At 45.8% G+C, this 22584-nt stretch carries 23 protein-coding genes; all 23 read left to right on the top strand.

All coding sequences use genetic code 11. The features are described 5' to 3' along the window. The first annotated feature begins 233 nt into the window (after positions 1 to 233). Positions 234 to 1367, top strand: coding sequence for a flagellin (locus ACQEXS_RS03405; protein ID WP_367986954.1), 1134 nt, complete (start codon positions 234 to 236; stop codon positions 1365 to 1367). A gap of 274 nt (positions 1368 to 1641) precedes the next feature. Continuing rightward, complete coding sequence (locus ACQEXS_RS03400) at positions 1642 to 2775, top strand: flagellin (protein ID WP_367986953.1); 1134 nt, start codon at positions 1642 to 1644, stop codon at positions 2773 to 2775. A 76-nt stretch (positions 2776 to 2851) separates the two neighbouring features. Further along, on the top strand, positions 2852 to 3280 hold the full coding sequence (gene flaG, locus ACQEXS_RS03395) for a flagellar protein FlaG (protein WP_427012844.1): 429 nt from the start codon (positions 2852 to 2854) through the stop codon (positions 3278 to 3280). A gap of 22 nt (positions 3281 to 3302) precedes the next feature. Further along, complete coding sequence (fliD, locus tag ACQEXS_RS03390; RefSeq protein ID WP_427012843.1) at positions 3303 to 5306, top strand: flagellar filament capping protein FliD; 2004 nt, start codon at positions 3303 to 3305, stop codon at positions 5304 to 5306. Further along, positions 5290 to 5613, top strand: coding sequence for a flagellar protein FliT (locus tag ACQEXS_RS03385; protein ID WP_427012842.1), 324 nt, complete (start codon positions 5290 to 5292; stop codon positions 5611 to 5613). Before fliD ends, ACQEXS_RS03385 begins: the two co-directional genes overlap by 17 nt. A gap of 16 nt (positions 5614 to 5629) precedes the next feature. After that, entirely contained in the window at positions 5630 to 6040 is a 411-nt protein-coding gene (gene fliS / locus ACQEXS_RS03380; RefSeq protein ID WP_367986949.1) for a flagellar export chaperone FliS, read from the top strand. Between the two features lie 251 nt (positions 6041 to 6291). After that, positions 6292 to 7758, top strand: coding sequence for a sigma-54 dependent transcriptional regulator (locus ACQEXS_RS03375; protein WP_367986948.1), 1467 nt, complete (start codon positions 6292 to 6294; stop codon positions 7756 to 7758). 116 nt (positions 7759 to 7874) lie between these two features. Beyond that, positions 7875 to 8933, top strand: a complete 1059-nt coding sequence (locus tag ACQEXS_RS03370; RefSeq protein ID WP_427011687.1) for a sensor histidine kinase — start codon at positions 7875 to 7877, stop codon at positions 8931 to 8933. 3 nt (positions 8934 to 8936) lie between these two features. Then, the gene (locus tag ACQEXS_RS03365; protein ID WP_427012841.1) at positions 8937 to 10340 is read left to right on the top strand and encodes a sigma-54-dependent transcriptional regulator; all 1404 of its coding nucleotides are present in this window, start codon (positions 8937 to 8939) and stop codon (positions 10338 to 10340) included. A gap of 83 nt (positions 10341 to 10423) precedes the next feature. Beyond that, entirely contained in the window at positions 10424 to 10735 is a 312-nt protein-coding gene (gene fliE, locus ACQEXS_RS03360) for a flagellar hook-basal body complex protein FliE (RefSeq protein ID WP_367986945.1), read from the top strand. Positions 10736 to 10749: 14 nt separating this feature from the next. After that, positions 10750 to 12504: a flagellar basal-body MS-ring/collar protein FliF gene (gene fliF, locus ACQEXS_RS03355; protein ID WP_427012840.1), complete on the top strand. Its 1755-nt coding sequence runs from the start codon at positions 10750 to 10752 to the stop codon at positions 12502 to 12504. Next, complete coding sequence (gene fliG / locus ACQEXS_RS03350) at positions 12497 to 13552, top strand: flagellar motor switch protein FliG (RefSeq protein WP_367986943.1); 1056 nt, start codon at positions 12497 to 12499, stop codon at positions 13550 to 13552. Before fliF ends, fliG begins: the two co-directional genes overlap by 8 nt. Before the next feature lie 26 nt (positions 13553 to 13578). Further along, positions 13579 to 14382: a flagellar assembly protein FliH gene (gene fliH, locus ACQEXS_RS03345; RefSeq protein ID WP_427012839.1), complete on the top strand. Its 804-nt coding sequence runs from the start codon at positions 13579 to 13581 to the stop codon at positions 14380 to 14382. Then, positions 14382 to 15704 carry a flagellar protein export ATPase FliI gene (gene fliI, locus ACQEXS_RS03340; RefSeq protein WP_427011690.1) on the top strand — a complete coding sequence of 441 codons (1323 nt, stop codon included), beginning with the start codon at positions 14382 to 14384 and terminating at the stop codon, positions 15702 to 15704. Before fliH ends, fliI begins: the two co-directional genes overlap by 1 nt. 6 nt (positions 15705 to 15710) lie before the next feature. Then, positions 15711 to 16151 carry a flagellar export protein FliJ gene (fliJ, locus tag ACQEXS_RS03335; protein WP_427011691.1) on the top strand — a complete coding sequence of 147 codons (441 nt, stop codon included), beginning with the start codon at positions 15711 to 15713 and terminating at the stop codon, positions 16149 to 16151. A gap of 110 nt (positions 16152 to 16261) precedes the next feature. Then, positions 16262 to 18223 (top strand): flagellar hook-length control protein FliK, encoded by a 1962-nt coding sequence (locus ACQEXS_RS03330; protein ID WP_427012838.1) that lies wholly within the window; start codon positions 16262 to 16264, stop codon positions 18221 to 18223. Positions 18224 to 18259: 36 nt separating this feature from the next. Beyond that, a complete protein-coding gene (fliL, locus tag ACQEXS_RS03325; protein ID WP_367986938.1) occupies positions 18260 to 18754 on the top strand; it encodes a flagellar basal body-associated protein FliL in 495 nt (164 codons plus the stop codon). A 7-nt stretch (positions 18755 to 18761) separates the two neighbouring features. Continuing rightward, complete coding sequence (gene fliM / locus ACQEXS_RS03320; RefSeq protein ID WP_367986937.1) at positions 18762 to 19811, top strand: flagellar motor switch protein FliM; 1050 nt, start codon at positions 18762 to 18764, stop codon at positions 19809 to 19811. 30 nt (positions 19812 to 19841) lie between these two features. Then, a complete protein-coding gene (gene fliN, locus ACQEXS_RS03315) occupies positions 19842 to 20252 on the top strand; it encodes a flagellar motor switch protein FliN (RefSeq protein WP_367986936.1) in 411 nt (136 codons plus the stop codon). A 3-nt stretch (positions 20253 to 20255) separates the two neighbouring features. Continuing rightward, the gene (gene fliO, locus ACQEXS_RS03310) at positions 20256 to 20645 is read left to right on the top strand and encodes a flagellar biosynthetic protein FliO (RefSeq protein ID WP_367986935.1); all 390 of its coding nucleotides are present in this window, start codon (positions 20256 to 20258) and stop codon (positions 20643 to 20645) included. Next, the gene (fliP, locus tag ACQEXS_RS03305) at positions 20632 to 21510 is read left to right on the top strand and encodes a flagellar type III secretion system pore protein FliP (RefSeq protein ID WP_427012837.1); all 879 of its coding nucleotides are present in this window, start codon (positions 20632 to 20634) and stop codon (positions 21508 to 21510) included. The genes fliO and fliP overlap by 14 nt, the downstream gene beginning before the upstream one ends. Positions 21511 to 21523: 13 nt before the next feature. Beyond that, positions 21524 to 21793: a flagellar biosynthesis protein FliQ gene (gene fliQ, locus ACQEXS_RS03300; RefSeq protein WP_367986934.1), complete on the top strand. Its 270-nt coding sequence runs from the start codon at positions 21524 to 21526 to the stop codon at positions 21791 to 21793. A gap of 8 nt (positions 21794 to 21801) precedes the next feature. Continuing rightward, a complete protein-coding gene (fliR, locus tag ACQEXS_RS03295) occupies positions 21802 to 22584 on the top strand; it encodes a flagellar biosynthetic protein FliR (RefSeq protein WP_367986933.1) in 783 nt (260 codons plus the stop codon).

The following is a 22584-nucleotide window of genomic DNA, read 5'->3' as shown; positions in this document are numbered from 1 at the left end:
AGTGGGGTATCGACAGCAGTTTCAGAACCTTTAGTAAAAAAAACGACTTTTTTACCTTTTTCTATTAACTCATCACGTTTCACCTTCTAACGGTACTTTTTTCTAAAAAAACTTACTTTTTCCCTAAAGATTTAGAAAAGCATGCCGTTAATAAAAGTAACTTTGAGAGAACTACTTGGTTTTCCGAGACGTCGGAAACCGGATACATCGGAAAATCAATTGGAGAAATCACCATGGCAGTGAATGTAAACACTAACGTATCAGCAATGACAGCGCAGCGTTACCTAAATAGCGCGACAAATGCACAACAGACTTCAATGGAGCGTCTATCTTCTGGCTTCAAAATTAACAGCGCAAAAGATGATGCAGCGGGTCTACAAATTTCAAACCGTTTGAATGTTCAAAGTCGTGGTCTTGATGTAGCGGTACGCAACGCGAATGATGGCATCTCTATTGCTCAAACTGCTGAAGGTGCAATGGATGAAAGTACCAACATCCTACAACGTATGCGTGACTTGTCTCTACAATCAGCAAACGGCTCAAACTCAAAATCAGAGCGTGTTGCGATTCAAGAAGAAATCACAGCATTGAATGATGAACTAAACCGTATCGCAGAAACCACATCTTTTGGTGGTAACAAGCTACTTAACGGCACCTATTCAACGAAGTCTTTCCAAATCGGTGCCGATAATGGTGAAGCAGTAATGTTGACACTAAACAACATGCGCTCAGACACCACAGGTATGGGTGGCTCAAGTTACCAAGCGGCTAATGGAAAAGACAAAGACTGGTCTGTACAAGCGGGTGCGAACGATTTAACTATCAACCTGACAGATAAAGCTGGTGTTGCTCAAACCATCAATATCACTGCGAAAGAAGGTGATGATATTGAAGAGTTAGCAACCTACATCAACGGTCAAACCGATATGGTAAAAGCATCGGTAAACGAAGATGGTCAGCTACAAGTCTTCGCTGGTAACAATAAAGTTGATGGTGCGGTTGCATTCTCTGGTGGTCTAGCGGGTGAGCTGAGCATGGGTGCTGCGCAAGCTGTGACGGTGGATACGATTGATGTAACATCAGTTGGCGGTGCTCAAGAGTCGGTTGCAATTATCGATACTGCACTGAAGTATGTAGATAGCCACCGTGCAGAGTTGGGTGCATTCCAAAACCGCTTCAACCACGCGATTAACAACTTAGATAACATTAACGAAAACGTAAACGCATCGAAGAGCCGTATCAAAGATACCGACTTCGCGAAAGAAACAACGGCGCTAACCAAGTCGCAAATTCTTTCTCAAGCATCAAGCTCTATTTTGGCACAGGCAAAACAAGCGCCAAACTCAGCATTGAGCCTACTTGGTTAATCACATCTAAAGCGAAAAAATCCAGCTTCGGCTGGATTTTTTTATGCCTAAATTTCTCCGTTAGCTCATCTCCTTCTTTTCGCCAATATTTAGCGTTGCCTATTTGAAAGCGATCACGTTTTCTCGCTCAAAACATGAAATTCGGAAAAAAGTTCATTTTTTCTCTAAAGCTATTTTAGGGGCGGCCGTTAAGAGACTGAGAGAAATGAGATGCGTCAAAGTGAGGTGAGAGACACTGCGATGCATCGCCCTCATATGCCTAAGGAGATCAATTATGGCAATTAACGTAAACACGAACGTGTCGGCGATGACCGCACAGCGTTATTTAAACAACGCTGCTGACGGTATGAATAAGTCGATGGAGCGTTTGTCATCGGGCTATAAAATAAATAGTGCCCGTGATGACGCTGCTGGCTTACAAATATCTAACCGTTTGACTTCTCAAAGCCGTGGCTTGGACATGGCGGTGAAGAACGCGAACGATGGTATCTCGATTGCACAAACTGCCGAAGGTGCAATGAACGAGACCACCAACATTCTTCAACGTATGCGTGATCTTTCGTTGCAATCCTCGAACGGTTCGAACTCTCGTTCCGAACGACTTGCAATTCAGGAAGAGGTATCTGCTCTAAATGATGAGCTAAACCGTATCGCAGAAACCACATCTTTTGGTGGTAACAAACTGCTTAATGGCGGTTTTGGTAGCCAATCTTTTCAAATCGGCGCGAGCTCGGGGGAAGCAGTAATGCTGACCATGGGCAACATGCGTTCAGACACTATGGACATGGGTGGTAAATCGTACACTGCTGCTGCGGGTAAAGCCGCAGACTGGACCGTTGAGGCCGGTACGACAGAAATGACGATGAGCTATACTGATAAACATGGTGATGCACAAAATCTGACGATTAACGCGAAAGTCGGTGATGACATAGAACAGCTTGCAACCTATATCAACGGTCAAAGTGAAGATGTGAAAGCTTCCGTTGGTGAAGATGGCAAGCTTCAGCTGTTTGCGGCAACGCAGAAAGTCTCTGGTGATGTAACCATTGGTGGTGCGTTAGGTACAGACATTGGTTTTGGTGCGGCTCAAGATGTGACCGTTGCTGATGTTGATGTGAGTACGGTCGCAGGATCTCAGATGGCTGTTTCAGTGATTGATGGTGCTTTGAAGGCCGTAGATAGCCAACGTGCTGAACTGGGTGCATTCCAGAACCGTTTTGGTCATGCGATTAACAACCTCGATAACATTAACGAGAACGTTAACGCATCTCGAAGCCGTATCTTGGATACTGACTATGCAAAAGAAACGACGCAGATGACAAAATCTCAGATTTTGCAGCAAGCAAGTACTTCGGTTCTGGCGCAAGCGAAACAGTCACCATCGGCAGCTCTTAGCTTATTAGGTTAATCGATAGGTTCGATTGGAGCTTATTGGGAAAAGCAATAGCAATATTGCTCACCTATAAGGTGGAAGGGAGATTGTTATGGAAATACCATCCTACACATCGAACATCCAGCCTTACGGCTCGCAAAGTGGCACTAAAATTGCTTCAGAACATGATGGAAATCAACGTGTTTCCTCTAAATCGGAAGGGAAGCAACCCTCTGAGGTAAGCCAGAAGTCCACGCAAACTGTCGAAAAGGCCATCGAGCTGGCAAAAGAACGCGAGAGGTTAAATAGGGCAGAGCGGGAACGAATGGTGGAGCAAATGAATGATTTCATTGCGTCCATCAATACTGGTTTATCTTTCCGGGTCGATGAAGAAGCCGGAAGAGATGTTGTGACCATTTACGAAGCGAGTACTGGCGATATTATCCGTCAGATACCCGATGAGGAAATGTTGGAAATATTGCGTCGTCTTAGAGCTCAAACAGCCCGTTATTCATCAGGGTTGGTGAACGATAAGGTGTAGTCGACCGTTTTGAGGTGATTGAATGAGTTTTGGCCCACTGGGGATGAACACTGGCATGGATATCAATTCCATGGTTAGCAAAATTGTTGATGCGGAGCGCGTGCCTAAACAGCAGCGTATCGACAACGAGCACGCCAAAATTGATTCCAGTATCAGTGCCTATGGTCGGCTCAGAGAGTCGCTGGATACGATGAAAAACCTGATGACAAATTTTCGTCAGGAGAAAGCCTTTGCCGCGCGTAAAGTGGATACGAGTGATGAAGGCGTTGTGTCGGCGACGGCAACCACTGAAGCTATCGCTGGTAGATACGCTGTCGATGTGTTGCAGCTTGCCCAAAGCCATAAGGTTGCGTCTGATGTTTTAGAAAAAGACGCAAAATTTGGTCCGGGTAAGCTGCAGGTTTCGTTAGGTAGTAAAGAATTTACCATTGATGTTCAGCAAAATTCGAAACTGGTTGATATCGTCCGTGGTATCAATGACAGCAAAAGTAATCCTGGGGTAAGAGCCTCAGTTATCAATGATGTACAAGGTCCACGATTGATCGTGGCATCAAACCTTTCTGGCGAAGATCACCAAATTAAACTCAATGTTGAAGCACAAACCGGTGATCCGCTCAAAAAACTCGAATACAAAACATTAGAGCAGCGCGTACGCGATTTAGAGAAAGCTCGTGCGACAGCGCAAGATCTAATATCTCCCTTAACTCCTGATGAACAAGCTGTTGCCGATAAGATCGCTGAGAAAAATATCGAAGCGGCAAAAGTTGTCGATCAGGAAATTGCCGGTTCTGCTAAACAAGCGGCGATTCAAAAAGACCCGAATGCAGCGAAAGAAGCGACACCAGACAACGAAATGTCTTCAAGCGCGATGACGGCGGCCGCAAATGCAGGAATTGCAGCCTCAAAATACCTCAAGCCAGAAGAGCGAATTCCGGGCTGGAGTGAAACGGCATCAGGGACTTTACTGGATTCATATTGGGAACCAGAGCCTGAACTTGATGGTAAGGCACAAGAAAAAGCACCAGATGTACCCGGGTGGAGCAACACCGCATCAGGCACTTTAACGGATTCTTATGTGACACCAAAAGAAGCGCAAGCGAAGTTGGAACAACAGCTTGCACAAGAACAGGCCGCAATTGATAAAGCCATCGCAAGTGGTGAGCTGACCCCAGAGCAAGCGAAACAGATGGAACGGGCCAAAATGGAGCCCGAAGAGCGTGCTTATTTAGAACGAGTTGATCAAGCTCAGGCCGATCTCAAAGCGGCTCAAGCAGCATTTGATTCCTACCGAGGTATGACAGAGGTTCAAACTGCGCAGGACTCTAAGGTACTTCTTGATGGTGTTGCTGTGCTATCAAGCCACAACAATATTATTGAAGATGCGATAGAAGGGGTCGATTTAACTCTGAAAGGTCGCACCGAACTGGGTAAGCCAGCTTCGGAAATTGATATTGAATATGACCGCCAAGGTGTACGGGAAGACATTGAGCAATTTGTGGCGGCTTATAACCAGTTCTATCAGGTCTCAAATGAATTGTCGGGAGTGGATCCTAGAACGGGCATGTCAGGGCCCTTGTCTGGCGATAGCATTGTTCGCAATGCGGATTCACGTTTAAAAGCAGTCTTTTCTTCATCAATCGAACAAGCGCCAGAGGACTTAAAGTCACTGACGGAGTTTGGCATCACCACTACGCGTCAAGGGACGCTAGAGATCAATTACGACATGCTTGATCGCCAGATCAACAATAACTTCAATAAACTAGAAGACTTCTTTGGTGGTAATCAAGGCTTTGCTAAGCAGGTAGAAGATGCGATCCAAGGAATGACGGGTGTTACGGGGTCAATTCGGACTCGTGAGCGAAGCATGATTGATAAAACGTATCGCCTGCAAGATGACCAAGCGGCACTAGACCGAAGAATGGATAGTTTAGAAAAACGTACGCATGCCAAATTTTCGGCGATGCAAGACGCCACGAGCAAAATGCAATCTCAATTGGCAGGGATGATGAATGCGCTGGGCGGATAATAATCAGGCGAAGTTAACTCTTTTAAGTGAATTGGATCACGATATTCGTCTACTGCTTAAGGGTGAGGAAATAAATCCTGAAGAAATTGGCCAATTGGTCGATAGAAGGGAACAGATATTGCAAAGTTTACTAGACTTAATAAAGCAAAGTCCGGAACTGGCAAAGACTTCTCAGTGGCAGCAAGCGATTGAGGAGACACAAAGCATTGTTGCCTTGTTGCAAGAAAAAACTGACCAAGTGGGTCAGGCACTGCACAAATATCGGTACGGCAATAAATCGGTGCAACAATACAAAAAGTTTTTATGAATTTAAGAGGAAAGTTATGCGTGGTTCGTTACAGGCTTACAAGAAGGTATCAGTAGATAGCCAGCTCAGTGCGGCCTCTCCGCATAAAATTGTTCAAATGTTGATGGCTGGTGCGATTGAACGTCTGATTCAAGCTAAAGCAGCGATGCAACAGGGCAATGTCCCTCAAAAAGGAGAGCGCCTCGGTAAAGCATTAGATATTATTATCAGCTTACGCAGTTGCTTATCGATGGACGATGGTGGAGATATTGCACGTAATTTAGATCAACTTTATGAATTTATGATCACGCAAATTACCGCAGCAAACCATCAAAACAACCCTGAAATGCTAGATGACGTTATTGATATCATTCGCGAAATTAAATCAGCGTGGGATCAAATCCCAACAGAATTCCATAACCTCACTGCATCTGATGTTGGTATGTAAGCCAATTCTGATAAATTTAACTTAATATCCATAAGTTTACGTTTTGCTTTTGGTAAAAGGTCACATGGAGTAATTGCTCGGTTGCCTTATTTTTTTTATCAAATAGAATAGAAGCCACTCTTAGCCTAGTGGCTTTTTTTGTTGCTGTTTTTTTGACATTGTCTAATGTTTGACGACCACCTATATTAATTAAACGTCGATTTTAAAAAACGCAGCTACAACGTTTTAAATTAGGGCAAATATTCACACCTATGCAAGGTTTAGCAAAAATACTCGTGATTGAAGATGATGCTGCCGCGCGCATCAATCTGAGTAACATATTAGAATTTGTCGGAGAGCAGTGTGAAGCTATCTCGTCGGATCAAGTTAGTGAACTGGATTGGACAGAAGTATGGGCTGGCTGCATCGTAGGCTCATTACAAAGCAAAAATTTGACTGTTGAGCTAAGTGAGAAACTCAATCACGCAAACCACGTTCCTTTATTGATCGCGGGTAAGCATTCTTATCCTGTTGAAGAATTGCCTAATTACGTAGGTGATTTGGAATACCCTCTCAATTATCCGCAACTTAGTGAAGCACTGCGTCACTGCAAAGATTTTCTTGGCCGTAAAGGCGTAAACGTTCTTGCATCTGCACGTAAAAATACGTTGTTCCGTAGTCTGGTTGGTCAGAGTATGGGGATCAAAGAAGTTCGTCACCTGATTGAGCAAGTCTCAGCGACGGAAGCGAACGTGTTGATTCTTGGTGAATCGGGAACAGGTAAAGAAGTCGTTGCACGAAATATCCACTACCATTCTTCTCGTCGCAGTGGGCCATTTGTGCCGATCAACTGTGGTGCGATACCACCAGACTTACTCGAAAGTGAGTTATTTGGTCACGAGAAAGGGGCGTTCACCGGTGCAATTACAGCCCGTAAAGGTCGCTTTGAGCTGGCTGAAGGTGGCACCTTGTTCTTGGATGAGATTGGCGATATGCCAATGTCGATGCAGGTGAAGTTACTGCGCGTATTGCAAGAGCGCTGCTTTGAGCGTGTTGGTGGTAACACAACCATACGTGCAAATGTTCGTGTCGTGGCGGCAACTCATCGTAATTTGGAAACCATGATTGATGATGAGTCGTTCCGTGAAGACTTGTACTATCGCCTCAATGTGTTCCCGATTGAAATGCCAGCACTGCGTGAGCGAAAACAAGATATCCCGCTACTGCTCCAAGAATTAATGACGCGCTTGGAAGCTGAAGGGGCGCAACCAATTTGCTTTACACCTCGTGCAGTTAACTCGCTGATGGAACATGATTGGCCGGGTAACGTACGAGAATTGGCTAACCTTGTTGAGCGCATGATTATTCTCTATCCGAACAGTTTAGTGGATGTGAACCATCTACCAACAAAGTATCGGTATAGTGATATCCCTGAGTTCCAACCTGAGTATCATGGCTTTGGCTCTGTTGAAGAACAAGAGCGTGAAGTATTACAAGATATCTTCTCAGAGAACTTCAGCTTAGAAAATTCAGAGACATTCCCAGATAGCGGTGAAGGACCTCAAGAACTTCCTGCTGAGGGGGTTAACTTGAAAGAAATGTTAGCTGATCTTGAAGTGAATATGATCAACCAAGCATTAGAAGCGCAAGGCGGTGTGGTCGCAAGAGCGGCTGATATGCTGGGAATGCGTCGGACAACGCTGGTTGAGAAAATGCGTAAGTACAATCTTCAACGTTAGTTTAACCACGCTGTCAAAAAGTCGACTGTAGTATAACTTTCTGAAATATAAAGAAAAATAGCTTGGCATGCTTTCTGCATTCCAAGCTATTGTTGTTTTATAGGCAGAAATACGACATGCATTCAGTTTCGTCACAAGAAAATCAAACTCATCTCGGCTCGTTGGAGCAACAAGTCGAACGGTATCAACAGGTACTCGACGTTATGCCTGCTGGCGTGATTTTGCTGGATACGCAAGGTGTAGTGCGCGAAGCAAACCCTGAAGCACATCGTTTACTTGAAACCCCTTTAGTAGGAGAAAAATGGTTTGCGATCATTCAGCAAGCATTCTCTCCGCGTGAGGACGATGGTCATGAAATCTCGCTCATCAATGGCCGCAAAGTTCGGTTGGCTATTTCTGCCTCTGAAACTGGGCAACTTATTCTCATTACGGATTTAACCGAAACCCGTTTATTGCAGGCCAGAGTGAGCGATCTACAACGCCTTTCATCACTTGGTCGAATGGTAGCGTCACTGGCTCACCAAGTGCGAACACCTTTATCTAGCGCAATGTTGTATGCCTCGAATCTTGCTGCTCCCAACCTTCCTACCGCTACCAAAGATCGCTTTCAAACCAAACTAATGGATCGATTGCATGATCTAGAAAAACAGGTCAATGACATGTTGCTGTTTGCCAAAGGCGGCGACAATAAAGTGGTTAAACCTTTCACTGTTGAAGCGTTGGTATCGGAGTTTTCTCCAATGGTTGAAGCGGCAGTGAAAAACAACAATATCGACTATCACCTTGAAGTTGAACAAGAACAAACCACCTTACTGGGTAACGCGAATGCGATTGCTTCTGCGCTGAGTAACCTTGTTATGAATGCGATACAAATTGCGGGTAAAGCCTCTCAAATTGACGTGTTTTTCCGCCCGGTGAATGGTGAACTGAAAATCTCAGTTCAAGACAGTGGTCCTGGTGTTCCCCCAGAACTGCAAAGCAAAATTATGGAACCTTTCTTCACCACACGCTCACAAGGAACCGGTCTCGGTCTCGCTGTCGTACAGATGGTGTGTCGCGCACATGATGGAAGGTTAGAACTGATTTCAGAAGAAGGGGATGGTGCGTGTTTTACCATCTGCATCCCGCTTGATCGCGAGCAGCAACCAACCCAAGATTTGACTACTGGAGAATAGAAAATGGCTCAAAGCAAAGTACTGATCGTTGAAGATGATGAAGGCTTGCGCGAAGCGCTGGTCGATACTTTAGCTCTAGCGGGCTATGAGTGGCTGGAAGCTGACAGCGCTGAAGATGCGTTGGTTAAACTCAAATCCAATACGGTTGATATCGTGGTATCGGATGTTCAAATGGCGGGGATGGGAGGGTTAGCGTTACTCCGTAATATCAAACAACACTGGCCAAATCTACCGGTTTTATTGATGACGGCTTATGCCAATATTGAAGATGCTGTTTCAGCCATGAAAGACGGTGCGATTGATTACATGGCGAAGCCATTTGCCCCCGAAGTCTTGCTGAATATGGTAAGCCGATATGCTCCAGTTAAGTCAGATGATAATGGTGATGCTGTCGTCGCTGATCAGAAAAGTATCAAGTTGCTTTCACTGGCTGATAAAGTCGCAAAAACCGATGCAAACGTGATGGTGCTTGGCCCAAGTGGTTCAGGTAAAGAAGTGATGTCGCGTTATATTCATAACGCATCGAATCGTAAAGATGGCCCTTTTGTAGCGATTAATTGTGCCGCTATTCCCGACAACATGCTGGAAGCGACACTGTTTGGCTACGAGAAAGGCGCCTTTACAGGTGCGGTTCAAGCTTGTCCTGGTAAATTTGAACAAGCACAAGGCGGTACCATTTTGCTTGATGAAATCAGTGAAATGGACTTAAACCTGCAAGCCAAATTGCTGCGTGTATTGCAAGAGCGTGAAGTTGAGCGTCTTGGCAGCCGTAAAAGTATCAAGTTAGACGTTCGGGTGTTAGCAACCAGTAACCGAGATCTGAAGCAATATGTGCAAGAAGGGAATTTCCGAGAAGACCTTTATTATCGCCTCAATGTTTTCCCAATTGCATGGCCAGCGCTTTGTGAGCGTAAGGGAGATATTGAACCATTAGCAAACCACTTGATTGAACGCCACTGTAAAAAACTAGGTATGCCAGTACCAAGTGTGAGTCCAGACGCGGTCAATAAACTTCTAGCGTACGGTTGGCCAGGTAATGTGCGTGAGCTTGATAATGTGGTTCAGCGTGCCTTGATCCTCAGTGAGAACAGCCATGTGAGTAGTGAGCATATCTTACTTGAAGGCATTGATTGGCAAGACGCTTCAAGCTTGCAACACGTTGTTGAAGGGCAGGGGACGATCGTTCCTGATGTTAGACCTATTGCTGAGCCAGATTTATCTCGAAATATGGGCGGAGCTGGCTTAGGTGGAGAACTGAGAGATCAAGAGTACGCTATTATTCTGGATACATTGAGCGAATGTAATGGCCGGCGTAAAGAAATGGCTGAGAAGCTTGGGATTAGCCCAAGAACGCTGCGCTACAAGCTCGCCAAGATGCGCGATGCAGGCATTGAAATTCCTAACTAATTCTAACGTATGAAATGGCATGCTCTTTGCAGCGTCATGTTTATAACTAACGTTTGGTCAAAGAGTTGACATCTGAGGTAGCGATGAGAATTGATGGATTACAAGGCGAAATGCAAGCAATGATGCTTGAAGCTGCAAATTCAAAGCCAGCAGCGACTGGGCAGAAAGTAGGTGCTGACTTTGGAGCGATGCTCAACAATGCCATTAATAACGTCAATGGGTTACAAAAGACGTCTGGCAACCTTCAGATGCGTTTTGATCGTGGCGATGAGAATGTTTCATTGTCGGATGTCATGATTGCACGTAACAAATCTAGCGTGGCATTTGATGCCACCATTCAGGTACGCAACAAGTTAGTTGAATCGTACAAAGAACTGATGAACATGCCAGTGTAAGTTAGGTGACGTCTGTGTCTGAACAAAACCAATCAACCGACCTCGCTGTAACCGATACGCCAACCGATACCGCTATGGTCGCGCATTCGGATGCCGATCTTGGTATGGATGCGCAAAACCCCGATATCGATGAGCAAAGTAGCTCAAAGTTTGATATGGCCGTTGGCGATCTTGATCTGCTACGTCAGGTCGTCTTGGTGCTTTCCATATCCATCTGTGTTGCGTTAATCGTCATGCTGTTTTTCTGGGTCAAAGAGCCAGAAATGCGTCCATTGGGCGCCTATGAAACCGAAGAGCTGATCCCTGTTTTAGACTACCTTGATCAGCAAAAACAAGACTATAAGCTTGATGGCAACACCATCATGGTGCCAGTGAGCGACTACAACAGCCTCAAACTCAATATGGTTCGTGCGGGGCTGAACCAGCAAACCAATGCTGGCGATGAAATCCTATTACAAGACATGGGTTTTGGTGTTTCTCAGCGACTAGAGCAAGAACGTTTGAAACTCAGTCGTGAGCGTCAGCTGTCAAAAGCAATTGAAGAGATGAAGCAAGTTCGCAAAGCGCGTGTTTTATTGGCCTTGCCGAAACAGAGTGTTTTTGTACGTCATAACCAAGAGGCATCAGCTTCTGTGTTCTTGACGTTGAGTATGGGGACATCACTGAAACAAGAAGAAGTAGATTCAATTGTTGATATGGTGGCCAGTGCGGTTCCTGGCATGAAGCCAAACCGCGTCACGGTAACGGATCAACATGGCCGTTTGCTAAGCTCTGGCTCACAAGACCCAGCATCTGCTGCAAGGCGCAAAGAACATGAACTGGAACGCAAGCAAGAACAAGCCTTGCGTGAAAAAATTGACTCCGTACTTATCCCTATCCTCGGTTTTGGCAACTATACCGCGCAAGTTGATATTCAGTTAGATTTCAGTGCCATTGAGCAGACTCGTAAACAGTTTGACCCGAATACCCCTTCAACTCGAAGTGAATACACGCTGGAAGACTATAATAACGGTAATGTTGTTGCTGGTGTTCCCGGAGCGCTTAGCAATCAGCCACCTACTGATGCATCGATACCTCAAGACGTGGCACAAATGAAGGATGGCACGTTGCTTGGTCAGGGTTCTGTTCATAAAGAAGCGACACGCAACTTTGAGTTAGACACAACCATTAGCCATGAACGACGTCAGTCTGGTGTAGTGAATCGCCAAACGGTTGCCGTTGCTATTAAGAATCGCGCGGTAGTCAATCCTGATAGTGGAGAAACGACTTATACCCCACTTACGGATGCAGAGCTGAATTCGATCCGTCAGGTGCTGATTGGTGCGGTGGGCTTTGATCAGAATCGTGGTGATTTGCTGAATGTACTGAGTATGCAATTTGCTGAGCCTGAACTTGAAGTGGTTCAAGATGTACCGATTTGGGAACACCCGAACTTCAACGACTGGATTCGTTGGTTTGCCAGTGCGTTGGTCATCATTGTTGTGGTTTTGGTTCTTGTTCGCCCTGCGATGAAGAAACTGCTCAACCCTGCTGCGGATGAAGACGATGATCAACTCTACGGACCGGATGGGTTACCAATTGGTGCCGATGGTGAAACCAGTTTAATTGGTGCAGATATGGACGGAGGTGAATTGTTTGAATTTGGTTCAACAATCGACCTGCCAAATCTGCATAAAGATGAAGATGTGCTGAAAGCGGTTCGTGCGCTCGTTGCGAACGAGCCAGAGCTGGCGGCACAAGTAGTGAAGAATTGGATGCAAGATGCCTAATGAAATAGTACCTCAGGGAGAGAGCGGTGAGGATGTAGAGAACGCCGTGGATATATCAGCGATCCCGGGTGAAGAACGTGCTGCAATTCTGCTTCTTAGTCTTAATGAAGAAGATGCAGCGGGTATCATTCGCCATTTAGAACCAAAACAGGTGCAGCGAGTAGGTAGTGCCATGGCTCGCGCAGCAGATTTAAGTCAAGAAAAGGTCGGTGCCGTTCATCGAGCTTTTCTAGAAGATATTCAGAAATACACCAACATTGGTATGGGCAGCGAAGACTTCATGCGTAATGCCTTGGTGGCGGCGCTGGGTGAAGATAAAGCAAACAACCTTGTGGACCAGATCTTATTGGGTACTGGCTCGAAGGGCTTAGACTCATTGAAATGGATGGACCCACGTCAGGTTGCCAGCATCATTATTAACGAGCACCCTCAGATCCAAACCATTGTATTGTCGTATCTAGAGCCTGATCAGTCTGCTGAAATTCTTACTCAGTTTGCTGAACGTGACCGTCTCGATTTGGTAATGCGTATTGCAAACCTAGAAGAAGTTCAACCTTCAGCTCTTGCTGAATTGAACGAAATCATGGAGAAGCAGTTTGCAGGTCAAGCTGGTGCACAAGCCGCCAAAATTGGTGGCCTAAAAGCTGCTGCCGAAATCATGAACTACATGGACAACAACATGGAAGGCGTCCTGATGGAGCAAATTCGCGATCAGGACGAAGACATGGCCACTCAAATTCAAGATCTCATGTTTGTGTTCGAAAACCTTATCGAAGTGGACGACGGCGGTATTCAGAAATTGCTGCGTGATGTGCCGCAAGATGTACTGCAGAAAGCCCTTAAAGGCGCTGATGATCCATTGCGAGATAAAGTCTTCAAGAACATGTCTAAGCGTGCAGCTGAGATGATGCGTGATGATCTCGAAGCGATGCCACCGATTAAAGTTTCGGATGTGGAGGCTGCTCAGAAAGAAGTACTGGCCATTGCACGACGCATGGCAGATGCTGGTGAGCTGATGTTGTCTGGTGGTGCAGACGAATTCTTGTAATGCAGTTAATAGAGAGTTGAAATTCAATGTCAGGTGAAAGAAAGCGTGGTTTTTTACGTTTATCAGACGATGAAATAGTTGAGCAACAGCCTACGCGCTGGGGCTTGCCTGACTACGGTAAAGAAATCCATCAGCAGGCCAAAGAAACTGCCCTCAATTATGATCCAAGTTGGATGCCTGACTTTGAAGAACCTGCTGAAGAAGTACCGACCGAACTGACAGAACAAGAAATTGAACTGATCAAGCAACAAGCGTATCAGGAAGGTTTACACCAAGGTCAAGAAGCCGGTTTTAAGCAAGGTTACGATAAAGGCAAAGAACAAGGTTACTCGGAAGGTCATCAAGAAGGACTTGAAGCCGGGAAACTGGAAGGCGTTGCTGCAGGGCAAGAATTTATTCAACAACAAGTTGAAACCTTCGTGGGGTTAGCAAATCAGTTTGCTCAACCGCTTGAGTTGATGAATGCTCAAGTTGAAAAACAGTTGGTTGAGATGGTGCTGACGCTGGTGAAAGAAGTTGTGCATGTTGAAGTTCAAACCAACCCTCAGATCATATTAGATACCATCAAAGAATCAGTAGAGTCATTACCGATTTCAGGCCACGCGATCACCTTAAAACTGCATCCTGACGATGTGGAGATCATTCGCTCTGCATACGGTGAAAAAGAATTGGATTTCCGCAACTGGACGTTGCTTAGCGAGCCTGCGCTAAATCGCGGTGACGTTCAGATTGAAGCGGGTGAGTCGAGCGTTAATTATCGTATGGAAGATCGCATACGTAGCGTTATCCAGACGTTTTGTGGTGTTAATCGCCATCAAGGTGGTGAGTAATGCTGGCGCTGGCAGAGCGACTTGGACAGTACAAAACGGAAGGACTGACTTGTCGTCCGGTCGCTTCGGGAAAGCTGGTCCGTGTCGTGGGTTTAACACTCGAGGCGACAGGTTGTCGTGCGCCAATTGGTAGTTTGTGTAAAGTTGAAACCATGCACGGAGAAACAGAAGCTGAAGTTGTTGGTTTCTCCGGTGAAAACCTATTCCTTATGCCATCAGAGCAAATTACTGGTGTCCTTCCAGGCGCCAAAGTTACACCACTTACCAGTGAAACGGGTCTTCCTGTTGGTATGGAATTGCTTGGCCGTGTTATTGATGGCGTGGGTAATCCGCTCGATGGACTTGGTCCTATCTACACTGAAAAACGTGCTTCCTTTAATGCCGAGCCAATCAACCCGCTTGCACGTAAACCTATCTCAGAACCTCTAGATGTCGGGATCAAAGCGATTAATGGTCTACTTACCGTCGGCAAAGGACAGCGTATTGGTCTTTTTGCTGGTTCTGGTGTCGGTAAATCGGTCACGCTTGGCATGATGACCCGAGGGACAACAGCACAAGTGGTTGTGGTTGGCCTAATTGGTGAACGTGGACGAGAAGTTAAAGAGTTTATTGAAGAAATTTTGGGAGTAGATGGCCGTCAACGTTCTGTCGTAGTGGCCGCTCCGGCTGATTCTTCACCTTTAATGCGTTTGAAAGGTTGTCAAACCGCATTGACGATTGCTGAATACTTTCGCGATCAAGGCTTAGACGTCTTACTGTTGATGGATTCACTGACCCGTTTTGCCCAAGCGCAACGTGAAATTGCGCTTTCTGTTGGCGAACCGCCAGCGACAAAAGGCTATCCACCTTCTGTATTTGCCAAATTACCTGCACTGGTTGAACGGGCGGGTAATGGTAGCCCAGAGCAAGGTTCGATCACTGCGTTTTTCACCGTATTAACGGAAGGGGATGATTTACAAGATCCGATTGCTGATGCTTCCCGTGCAATTTTGGATGGTCATATTGTACTCTCGCGTGAAATGGCAGATGCCGGACATTACCCTGCGATTGATGTAGAGAAATCTGTGAGTCGTGTAATGCCACAAATTACGACCGACGAGCACGTCCTGATGTCCAAAGCCGTGCGACAAGTCTTGTCGGTTTGTCGTAAGAATCAAGATTTAGTTTCAATTGGCGCTTATAAACCCGGTTCAGATCCGGCCATTGATAGTGCCTTTACCTTGAAGCCGCAATTGGATGGTTTCTTACAACAAAGTATGAAAGAAAGTGTTCCTTACGATATGTGTGTCAATATGCTCGGTCGTTTACTGAAAGGTGAGTAATAGCACGTGGAAAATGCATTAGAGTTTTTGTTAGAGCAATCTAAAGAGCGTGAGAATCAAGCGGTACTTGCGCTCAATAAAGCGCGTACGGAACTTGATGGCTATTACCAACAATTGCAGCAGATTGAACAGTACCGCCTCGATTACTGCCAGCAATTGGTTGACCGAGGAAAAAATGGCCTGACTGCCAGTCAATATACCCATTTGAATCGATTTCTTACCACGCTCGACGAAACACTTTCTAAGCAGAAACAAGCCGAATCCCACTTTCAACAGCAGGTCGAGTCTTGTGAACAAAATTGGCTTGAGACACGCAAGCAGCGCCGTTCTTACGAATGGCTGATCGACAAAAAAAAGACAGAGAAACAGCGGTTACAGGAACAAAGAGAACAAAAACAGTTGGATGAGTTTTCCACATTACAGTTCTCACGTCGCCGATCTGTGTGATCGTCACGACCGCTGACATTGGCGCGTATTTTGCAGTTGCTACTCATATTATTGTGCAACTAAGTTGAAGATACGGATTATCCGTCAACTCCATTAAGTGAGTAGCCTTTATGAACGTGAACCTAACTCCGACCACGGAAACACCCAAAGTGGGTAAAGTCGCGATAGAGAGCGGTGAAACTAGTGCTGAACCTACTGAAGAACAAGGTTTTTTTGCCAAACTTTCTGCCTTTATTAAAGGGGAAACCACAGCAAAAGGTGAGGTGTCTGAAGACTCTAAAATTGAGGCTGATACCGCATCTCAAACCAACGAGTCTGAAGAAAGCACGGATGCCTTGCTCAAACAAGCACAGGCGGAAGGCGAAGATTTGCCTGTTGAGACCGATGGCGACGCCGAAAGCATCGATGTTGACAGTGCTAAACGCTTAACGAATGAGAACAAAAGTGAAGCGGTTGATGAAAACATTGATGACATTATGTCTGAAGGCGATGAATTACTTGGTCGGCTCAATGAAGCGAATCAGGCTCTGAAATCAAAAGACGGCAAAGCGTTGCCTCCTGAAGATGTCCAGCAGCTTGATAATGAAGCCATTCCAACGGAAGACGTAACGAAGAATACTCGCAGTAAAACGGTTGACGTAGATGACGATACCCTACGTCCTCTGAAAGATGTCGAAGGCGTTGAGTCCTCCGATTTAGTGTCAGATTCAAAAGAGGCTCAAGTCAAAGAGCAACCTGTGATCCCGGAATCAGCTAAGCGCTTTGTTCAACAATCTGACTTAGAAGTCGTCAATGCTGAAGAATCAAGCTCAAAGGTTGAAGAAGAGGTGGAACAGCAAGTTCGTGTGATGCCTGCGACGGCATCCGTCGATGAGGGAGAGCCAGTTGAACAGGTATCGATGGCTTCGACCTCAGAAGTGGAGAAGGGAAAGCCACTTGAGCAACAACTGGATACGCCAGTAACTGAGCAAGAGCAATCAAGCGATGTCCCTGATATGGTCACGGTAGCGAGCCCTGTAGCTCAAAAACAATTGGATGCTGAATCTGCGGAAACAACGCCTGAAGAAGTCAGTGTAGCGATGGCGCATTCTGATGCTGCTCTCAATACAGTGGCACAACCGATCCAGCAAGCCGCAGAAAGTGTTACTCCTGCCGTGGCAGCAACAGCGGTTACTGCAACTGCTATTCCGTGGAGTAGTAGCTCAAATGAGAAGATAGAACTTGATGGTGATGATGCTGTGGCGCTTGATGGTAAAAATAAGCATAATCAAATGGTTGCACAGCAGGCGGCATTAAACCAGCAAAGCAATCAACAAGCTTATGCGCAGCTTGCAGCAATCGACAAAGCCGCAATAACAACGCAGAACCTTGCACCCGTTGAGCATACCGCGACAAATGCAGTATCACAAATGATGGCAGGGCAAACCTCACCATTAGTAAACGAGCAAGCTGCATTACAAGCGGCTATGGGAGCCAAAGCGGCAGCTAGCATTGGTAAGTTAGCGCATAAAGAGGGGGGGCAGATAGGTCAAGTCCAGCAAGAACATGGTTTGGCGCAGCAACTCTCTCAACTAACGGGTCAGCAAACAACAAGTAACAGCATTCAGGCACGTGCAGAACAAGCGGCTGCTCAGACACCAATGCAGTTAAACCGTGAAATGGCGAGTGATCAGGTTGCTGAGCGAGTGCAGATGATGATGTCTAAGAACTTAAAGAACATCGATATTCGTTTAGATCCACCAGAACTTGGTCGCTTACAGATTCGAATGAATATGAATGGAGATGGTGCGGCGGTTCACTTTACGGTCGCTAACCAGCAAGCTCGTGACATCATTGAACAATCGATGCCGAGGCTGCGTGAGATGCTTGCTCAGCAGGGAGTTCAATTGGGGGACACCTCAGTTCAGCAACAATCTTCAGGGCAACAAAACCGATATGCTGCTGGTAATCAGGGGGAAAGCGGTCAAGGTGGCGGCAATCAATCGTTTAGTGGCGATGAAAATCTTGAACCAGACGTCAAACTTGATTTGAATGTCAGCTCAAAGCGTGATGGAATCAGTTATTACGCTTAAACTATAAAAAAATGAAACAAATAGAGAAAGTTAGTTATGGCCGAAGACATGGAACCGGAAGCGCCGCAAGGGAAAAGTAAGCTTCTGATTATCATTATTGCTGTCGTTGTTCTTTTATTAGGTGGTGGCGGTGCCGCATTTTTCTTAATGGGATCAGATGAGGCAGCAGATGAACAGCAAGTTGCCGAACAGGAAGTGATGGCACCTACGGACCCAGTTTCCTATGTGAACCTTGCACAGCCTTTCCTGTTTAATGTGACAGGGGATAAGCGAAACCGCATGGTTCAAATTAAAGTCCAGCTAATGGTGCGCGGCATTGATAATGAAAACCTTGCCAAATACCACTCGCCACTTATCGAAAGCTCATTGATAAGTACCTTTGCTTCAGCCACTGTAGAACAATTGCGAACCACCAATGGGCGTGTTGAGCTACGTGATAAAGCAACAGAAGACATTAAAGCTGCACTAAATCGTGCGATAGGTAATCCGGTGATAGAACGTGTTCTATTCACGGATTTTGTAATTCAGTAGGTGAAGAGTGACCGATCTATTAAGCCAAGATGAAATCGATGCGTTGCTTCATGGCGTTGATGATGTCGACGAGGTAGAGGAAGATTCCTCCCCCGTCGATACAAGTGCGGTGGATTTTGACTTTTCCTCGCAAGACCGCATTGTCCGTGGTCGAATGCCAACGCTTGAGTTAATTAATGAGCGTTTTGCACGTCATATGCGAATCAGTCTGTTCAATATGTTGAGAAAAACGGCAGAAGTGTCGATCAACGGTGTCCAGATGATGAAGTTTGGCGAATACCAAAATACCTTGTATGTACCGACCAGCTTGAACATGGTGCGTTTCCGTCCTCTTAAAGGGACTGCACTTATTACCATGGAAGCTAGGTTGGTATTTATCCTAGTAGAGAACTTTTTTGGTGGTGATGGTCGTTTTCATGCGCGAATTGAAGGGCGTGAATTTACCCCAACGGAACGTCGAATCGTTCAATTACTATTAAAGATTGTTTTTGAAGACTACAAAGAAGCTTGGTCACCTGTCATGGGTGTTGAGTTTGAATATCTTGACTCCGAAGTAAACCCAAGCATGGCAAACATTGTTAGCCCGACAGAAGTGATTGTGGTGAGCTCATTCCATATTGAAGTGGATGGTGGCGGTGGCGACTTCCATGTCGTGATGCCTTACTCGATGGTTGAGCCGATTCGTGAGTTACTCGATGCGGGTGTTCAGTCCGATAAGATGGAAACGGATGTCCGCTGGAGTAGTGCACTGCGTGAAGAGATCATGGATGTGCCGGTGAACTTTCGTGTCAATTTACTGGAACAAGATATTTCATTGCGTGATTTGATGGAGCTTCAGCCCGGAGACATCATTCCAATCACCATGCCAGAACACGCTGTTATGTTTGTTGAAGAGCTGCCGACTTTCCGTGTGAAGATGGGTCGCTCTGGCGAAAACTTGGCAGTGCAAGTATCAGAGAAGATTAAGCGCCCAGATGTGGTGAAAACTGACATCGCCTTCTTAGGCAAAGATGTTATATCAGAATTAGAAGAAGATGCAGGCGAGATCGAAGATTAACGCCAAACGCAACAAAGGTAGGATTACAAGATGGAACCAACTGACGATCAAAAGTTAGCTGACGAATGGGCAGCCGCATTGGGAGAAGACCCGGATGCACCGGAGGTTGATGTTGATGAAGTAATGTCAGCACAGTTGGACGAGTTGCAAGATACTTCGTCCCCAATTTCTGATGACGAAAGACGTAAGCTGGATACGATCCTCGATATTCCTGTGACCATCTCGATGGAGGTCGGGCGCTCGCAGATCAGCATTCGTAACTTATTGCAGTTAAACCAAGGCTCAGTGGTTGAGTTGGAACGCCTAGCAGGTGAGTCGTTAGACGTGTTAGTTAATGGCACCTTAATCGCTCATGGTGAAGTGGTGGTGGTTAACGATAAGTTTGGTATTCGTCTCACTGACGTGATCAGTCAGACTGAGCGCATCAAAAAGCTAAGGTAGCGCATGAAGTATCTACCGCTGACTTTTTTGCTGTACTTTCCTTGTATTGCTTTGGCTGCAGAACCTGGCAGCCAATTGGATATAGCGACCACTTTCGGGTCGCTTTTGTTCGTTATCGTCTTTATTTTACTGCTTGCTTGGTTACTAAAACGAATGCGAGTCCCGACGATGGTGAATCAGAAAGGGCTCAGTGTGATTAGACAAATTCCAGTAGGCACGCGTGAGCGTCTTATGATTGTGCAAGCTGGGGAAGAGCAATTCTTAGTAGGTGTCACCGCACAAAATATCCAGCTAATTTCTAAGCTGGAAAAGCCATTATCTCAGGAGGAGCTGCAAGCCAGCCCATTTGCCAGCCAGCTGACGCAGCTATTAAAAAAGAATGATAAAAGCTAACCTCTTTCGCCGTGTATTTTTAATGCTTGTGCTCTGGACTTTTACTTCGGTTGCCTTTGCTCAGCAAGAAAAAATTGCAACGACTATCCCTGCAAATACAGCAGGTGCCTCGGCTGTGACAGTGACTGCCATGGAAAAAGATCAGGGCGCGTCAAAAACAGTTTCAACAGGTACACTCACGGGGAGTGGCGGCGGCATTCCTGCATTTACCATGACCACCAATCCTAATGGTGGGGAAGATTACTCGATCAGCCTTCAAATTCTGGCATTGATGACCATGCTTGGCTTTTTGCCAGCCATGGTTATTTTGATGACCTCTTTTACGCGAATTGTCGTGGTGATGTCGATACTCCGACAAGCAATGGGTTTGCAACAAACCCCATCGAATCAGGTCATTATCGGTATTGCCATTTTCCTTACTTTTTTCATTATGTCCCCCGTGCTTGGTAAGATAAATGACAATGCAATTCAACCGTACTTGAATGAGCAAATTACTGCTAGGGCAGCGTTTGATGCGGCACAAGGCCCGATGAAAGACTTTATGCTGAAGCAGACACGAGTCAAAGATCTGGAAACGTTCGTTAATATTTCCGGCTCGAACGCCACTGCACCAGAAGATGTGTCTATGGCGGTATTGATCCCGGCCTTTATTACTTCGGAGCTTAAGACTGCGTTCCAAATTGGTTTTATGCTATTCCTGCCATTCTTAATCATTGATTTAGTTGTGGCATCGGTCTTGATGGCAATGGGTATGATGATGTTGTCACCAATGATTGTCTCGTTGCCATTTAAATTGATGTTGTTTGTACTGGTTGATGGGTGGAACCTAATTTTGTCCACCTTAGCCGGTAGCTTCGCGTTGTAGCAGGAGGAAATCCATGACTCCAGAAATGTTTGTAGAACTGTTTCGCGAAGCGTTATGGATGGTGCTTTTGATGGTTTGTGCCATCATCATCCCCAGCTTGCTTATCGGTTTGGTTGTTGCGATTTTTCAAGCCGCAACGTCCATCAACGAACAGACCTTAAGCTTTTTACCTCGTTTGATCGTGACTTTGTTGGCGTTAATGTTGTTTGCGCACTGGATGACGCAGATTCTGATGGAGTATTTCTTCTCCATGGTTGAACGCATGCCGCAGGTTTTATACTAGGTCTGGCTATGGAATACCCAACCAGCGTTGTACTAGAGTGGTTAGCAAACTACTTTTGGCCATACACACGCATCGCAGCAATGCTGATGGTGATGTCCGTCACGGGAGCCCGTTTTGTTTCGCCGCGTATTCGTCTTTACCTTGGCTTAGCCATTACTTTTGCTGTTATGCCAATGCTTCCTGCGGTCCCAAAAGATATCCAGCTACTTTCATTTCAAGGTTTTATGGTCCTGTTAGAGCAAATCATTATTGGTGTTGCAATGGGGACCGTTACTCAGTTTATGATCCAGACCTTTGTCATTCTGGGACAAATTCTGGGTATGCAATCAAGCTTGGGTTTTGCTTCTATGGTTGACCCAGCCAACGGGCAAAATACACCTTTGCTTGGTCAGCTTTTTATGTTTTTGGCAACCATGTTTTTTTTGGCGACCGATGGTCATCTAAAGATGATTCAGCTGGTGGTCATGAGTTTTAAAAGTTTACCCATTGGTACTGGGCAGCTTAATACCATTGACTTTCGTGAGCTCGCTCTTTGGTTAGGGATCATGTTTAAAGTTGCACTCAGCATGTCGCTCTCAGGCATTATTGCTTTGTTGACGATCAATTTGTCGTTTGGTGTCATGACGCGTGCAGCGCCGCAGCTTAACATCTTCTCTTTGGGTTTTGCGTTTGCACTGATCGTGGGTTTGCTGTTGTGTTGGTACATCCTTGGCGGTTTGTTTAGTCATTATGAGCTATTCTGGCAACAAGGGGAGCAGCAGATATGTCGCTTTATTCGATTAAATTGCTAA

The organism is Vibrio sp. TRT 17S01, assembly GCF_050113695.1.
In the GTDB taxonomy this organism is placed as follows: Bacteria; Pseudomonadota; Gammaproteobacteria; order Enterobacterales; family Vibrionaceae; genus Vibrio.
Note: the sequence above shows the minus strand (reverse complement) of the source record. Positions and strands in the feature narration are given on the sequence as shown.

Bases quoted from the DNA above. Each gene is read 5' to 3' on its own strand.
- ACQEXS_RS03405 (WP_367986954.1), top strand. From the start codon at position 234: ATGGCAGTGAATGTAAACACTAACGTATCAGCAATGACAGCGCAGCGT.
- ACQEXS_RS03400 (WP_367986953.1), top strand. From the start codon at position 1,642: ATGGCAATTAACGTAAACACGAACGTGTCGGCGATGACCGCACAGCGT.
- flaG (WP_427012844.1), top strand. From the start codon at position 2,852: ATGGAAATACCATCCTACACATCGAACATCCAGCCTTACGGCTCGCAA.
- fliD (WP_427012843.1), top strand. From the start codon at position 3,303: ATGAGTTTTGGCCCACTGGGGATGAACACTGGCATGGATATCAATTCC.
- ACQEXS_RS03385 (WP_427012842.1), top strand. From the start codon at position 5,290: ATGCGCTGGGCGGATAATAATCAGGCGAAGTTAACTCTTTTAAGTGAA.
- fliS (WP_367986949.1), top strand. From the start codon at position 5,630: ATGCGTGGTTCGTTACAGGCTTACAAGAAGGTATCAGTAGATAGCCAG.
- ACQEXS_RS03375 (WP_367986948.1), top strand. From the start codon at position 6,292: ATGCAAGGTTTAGCAAAAATACTCGTGATTGAAGATGATGCTGCCGCG.
- ACQEXS_RS03370 (WP_427011687.1), top strand. From the start codon at position 7,875: ATGCATTCAGTTTCGTCACAAGAAAATCAAACTCATCTCGGCTCGTTG.
- ACQEXS_RS03365 (WP_427012841.1), top strand. From the start codon at position 8,937: ATGGCTCAAAGCAAAGTACTGATCGTTGAAGATGATGAAGGCTTGCGC.
- fliE (WP_367986945.1), top strand. From the start codon at position 10,424: ATGAGAATTGATGGATTACAAGGCGAAATGCAAGCAATGATGCTTGAA.
- fliG (WP_367986943.1), top strand. From the start codon at position 12,497: ATGCCTAATGAAATAGTACCTCAGGGAGAGAGCGGTGAGGATGTAGAG.
- fliH (WP_427012839.1), top strand. From the start codon at position 13,579: ATGTCAGGTGAAAGAAAGCGTGGTTTTTTACGTTTATCAGACGATGAA.
- fliI (WP_427011690.1), top strand. From the start codon at position 14,382: ATGCTGGCGCTGGCAGAGCGACTTGGACAGTACAAAACGGAAGGACTG.
- ACQEXS_RS03330 (WP_427012838.1), top strand. From the start codon at position 16,262: ATGAACGTGAACCTAACTCCGACCACGGAAACACCCAAAGTGGGTAAA.
- fliL (WP_367986938.1), top strand. From the start codon at position 18,260: ATGGCCGAAGACATGGAACCGGAAGCGCCGCAAGGGAAAAGTAAGCTT.
- fliN (WP_367986936.1), top strand. From the start codon at position 19,842: ATGGAACCAACTGACGATCAAAAGTTAGCTGACGAATGGGCAGCCGCA.
- fliO (WP_367986935.1), top strand. From the start codon at position 20,256: ATGAAGTATCTACCGCTGACTTTTTTGCTGTACTTTCCTTGTATTGCT.
- fliP (WP_427012837.1), top strand. From the start codon at position 20,632: ATGATAAAAGCTAACCTCTTTCGCCGTGTATTTTTAATGCTTGTGCTC.
- fliQ (WP_367986934.1), top strand. From the start codon at position 21,524: ATGACTCCAGAAATGTTTGTAGAACTGTTTCGCGAAGCGTTATGGATG.
- fliR (WP_367986933.1), top strand. From the start codon at position 21,802: ATGGAATACCCAACCAGCGTTGTACTAGAGTGGTTAGCAAACTACTTT.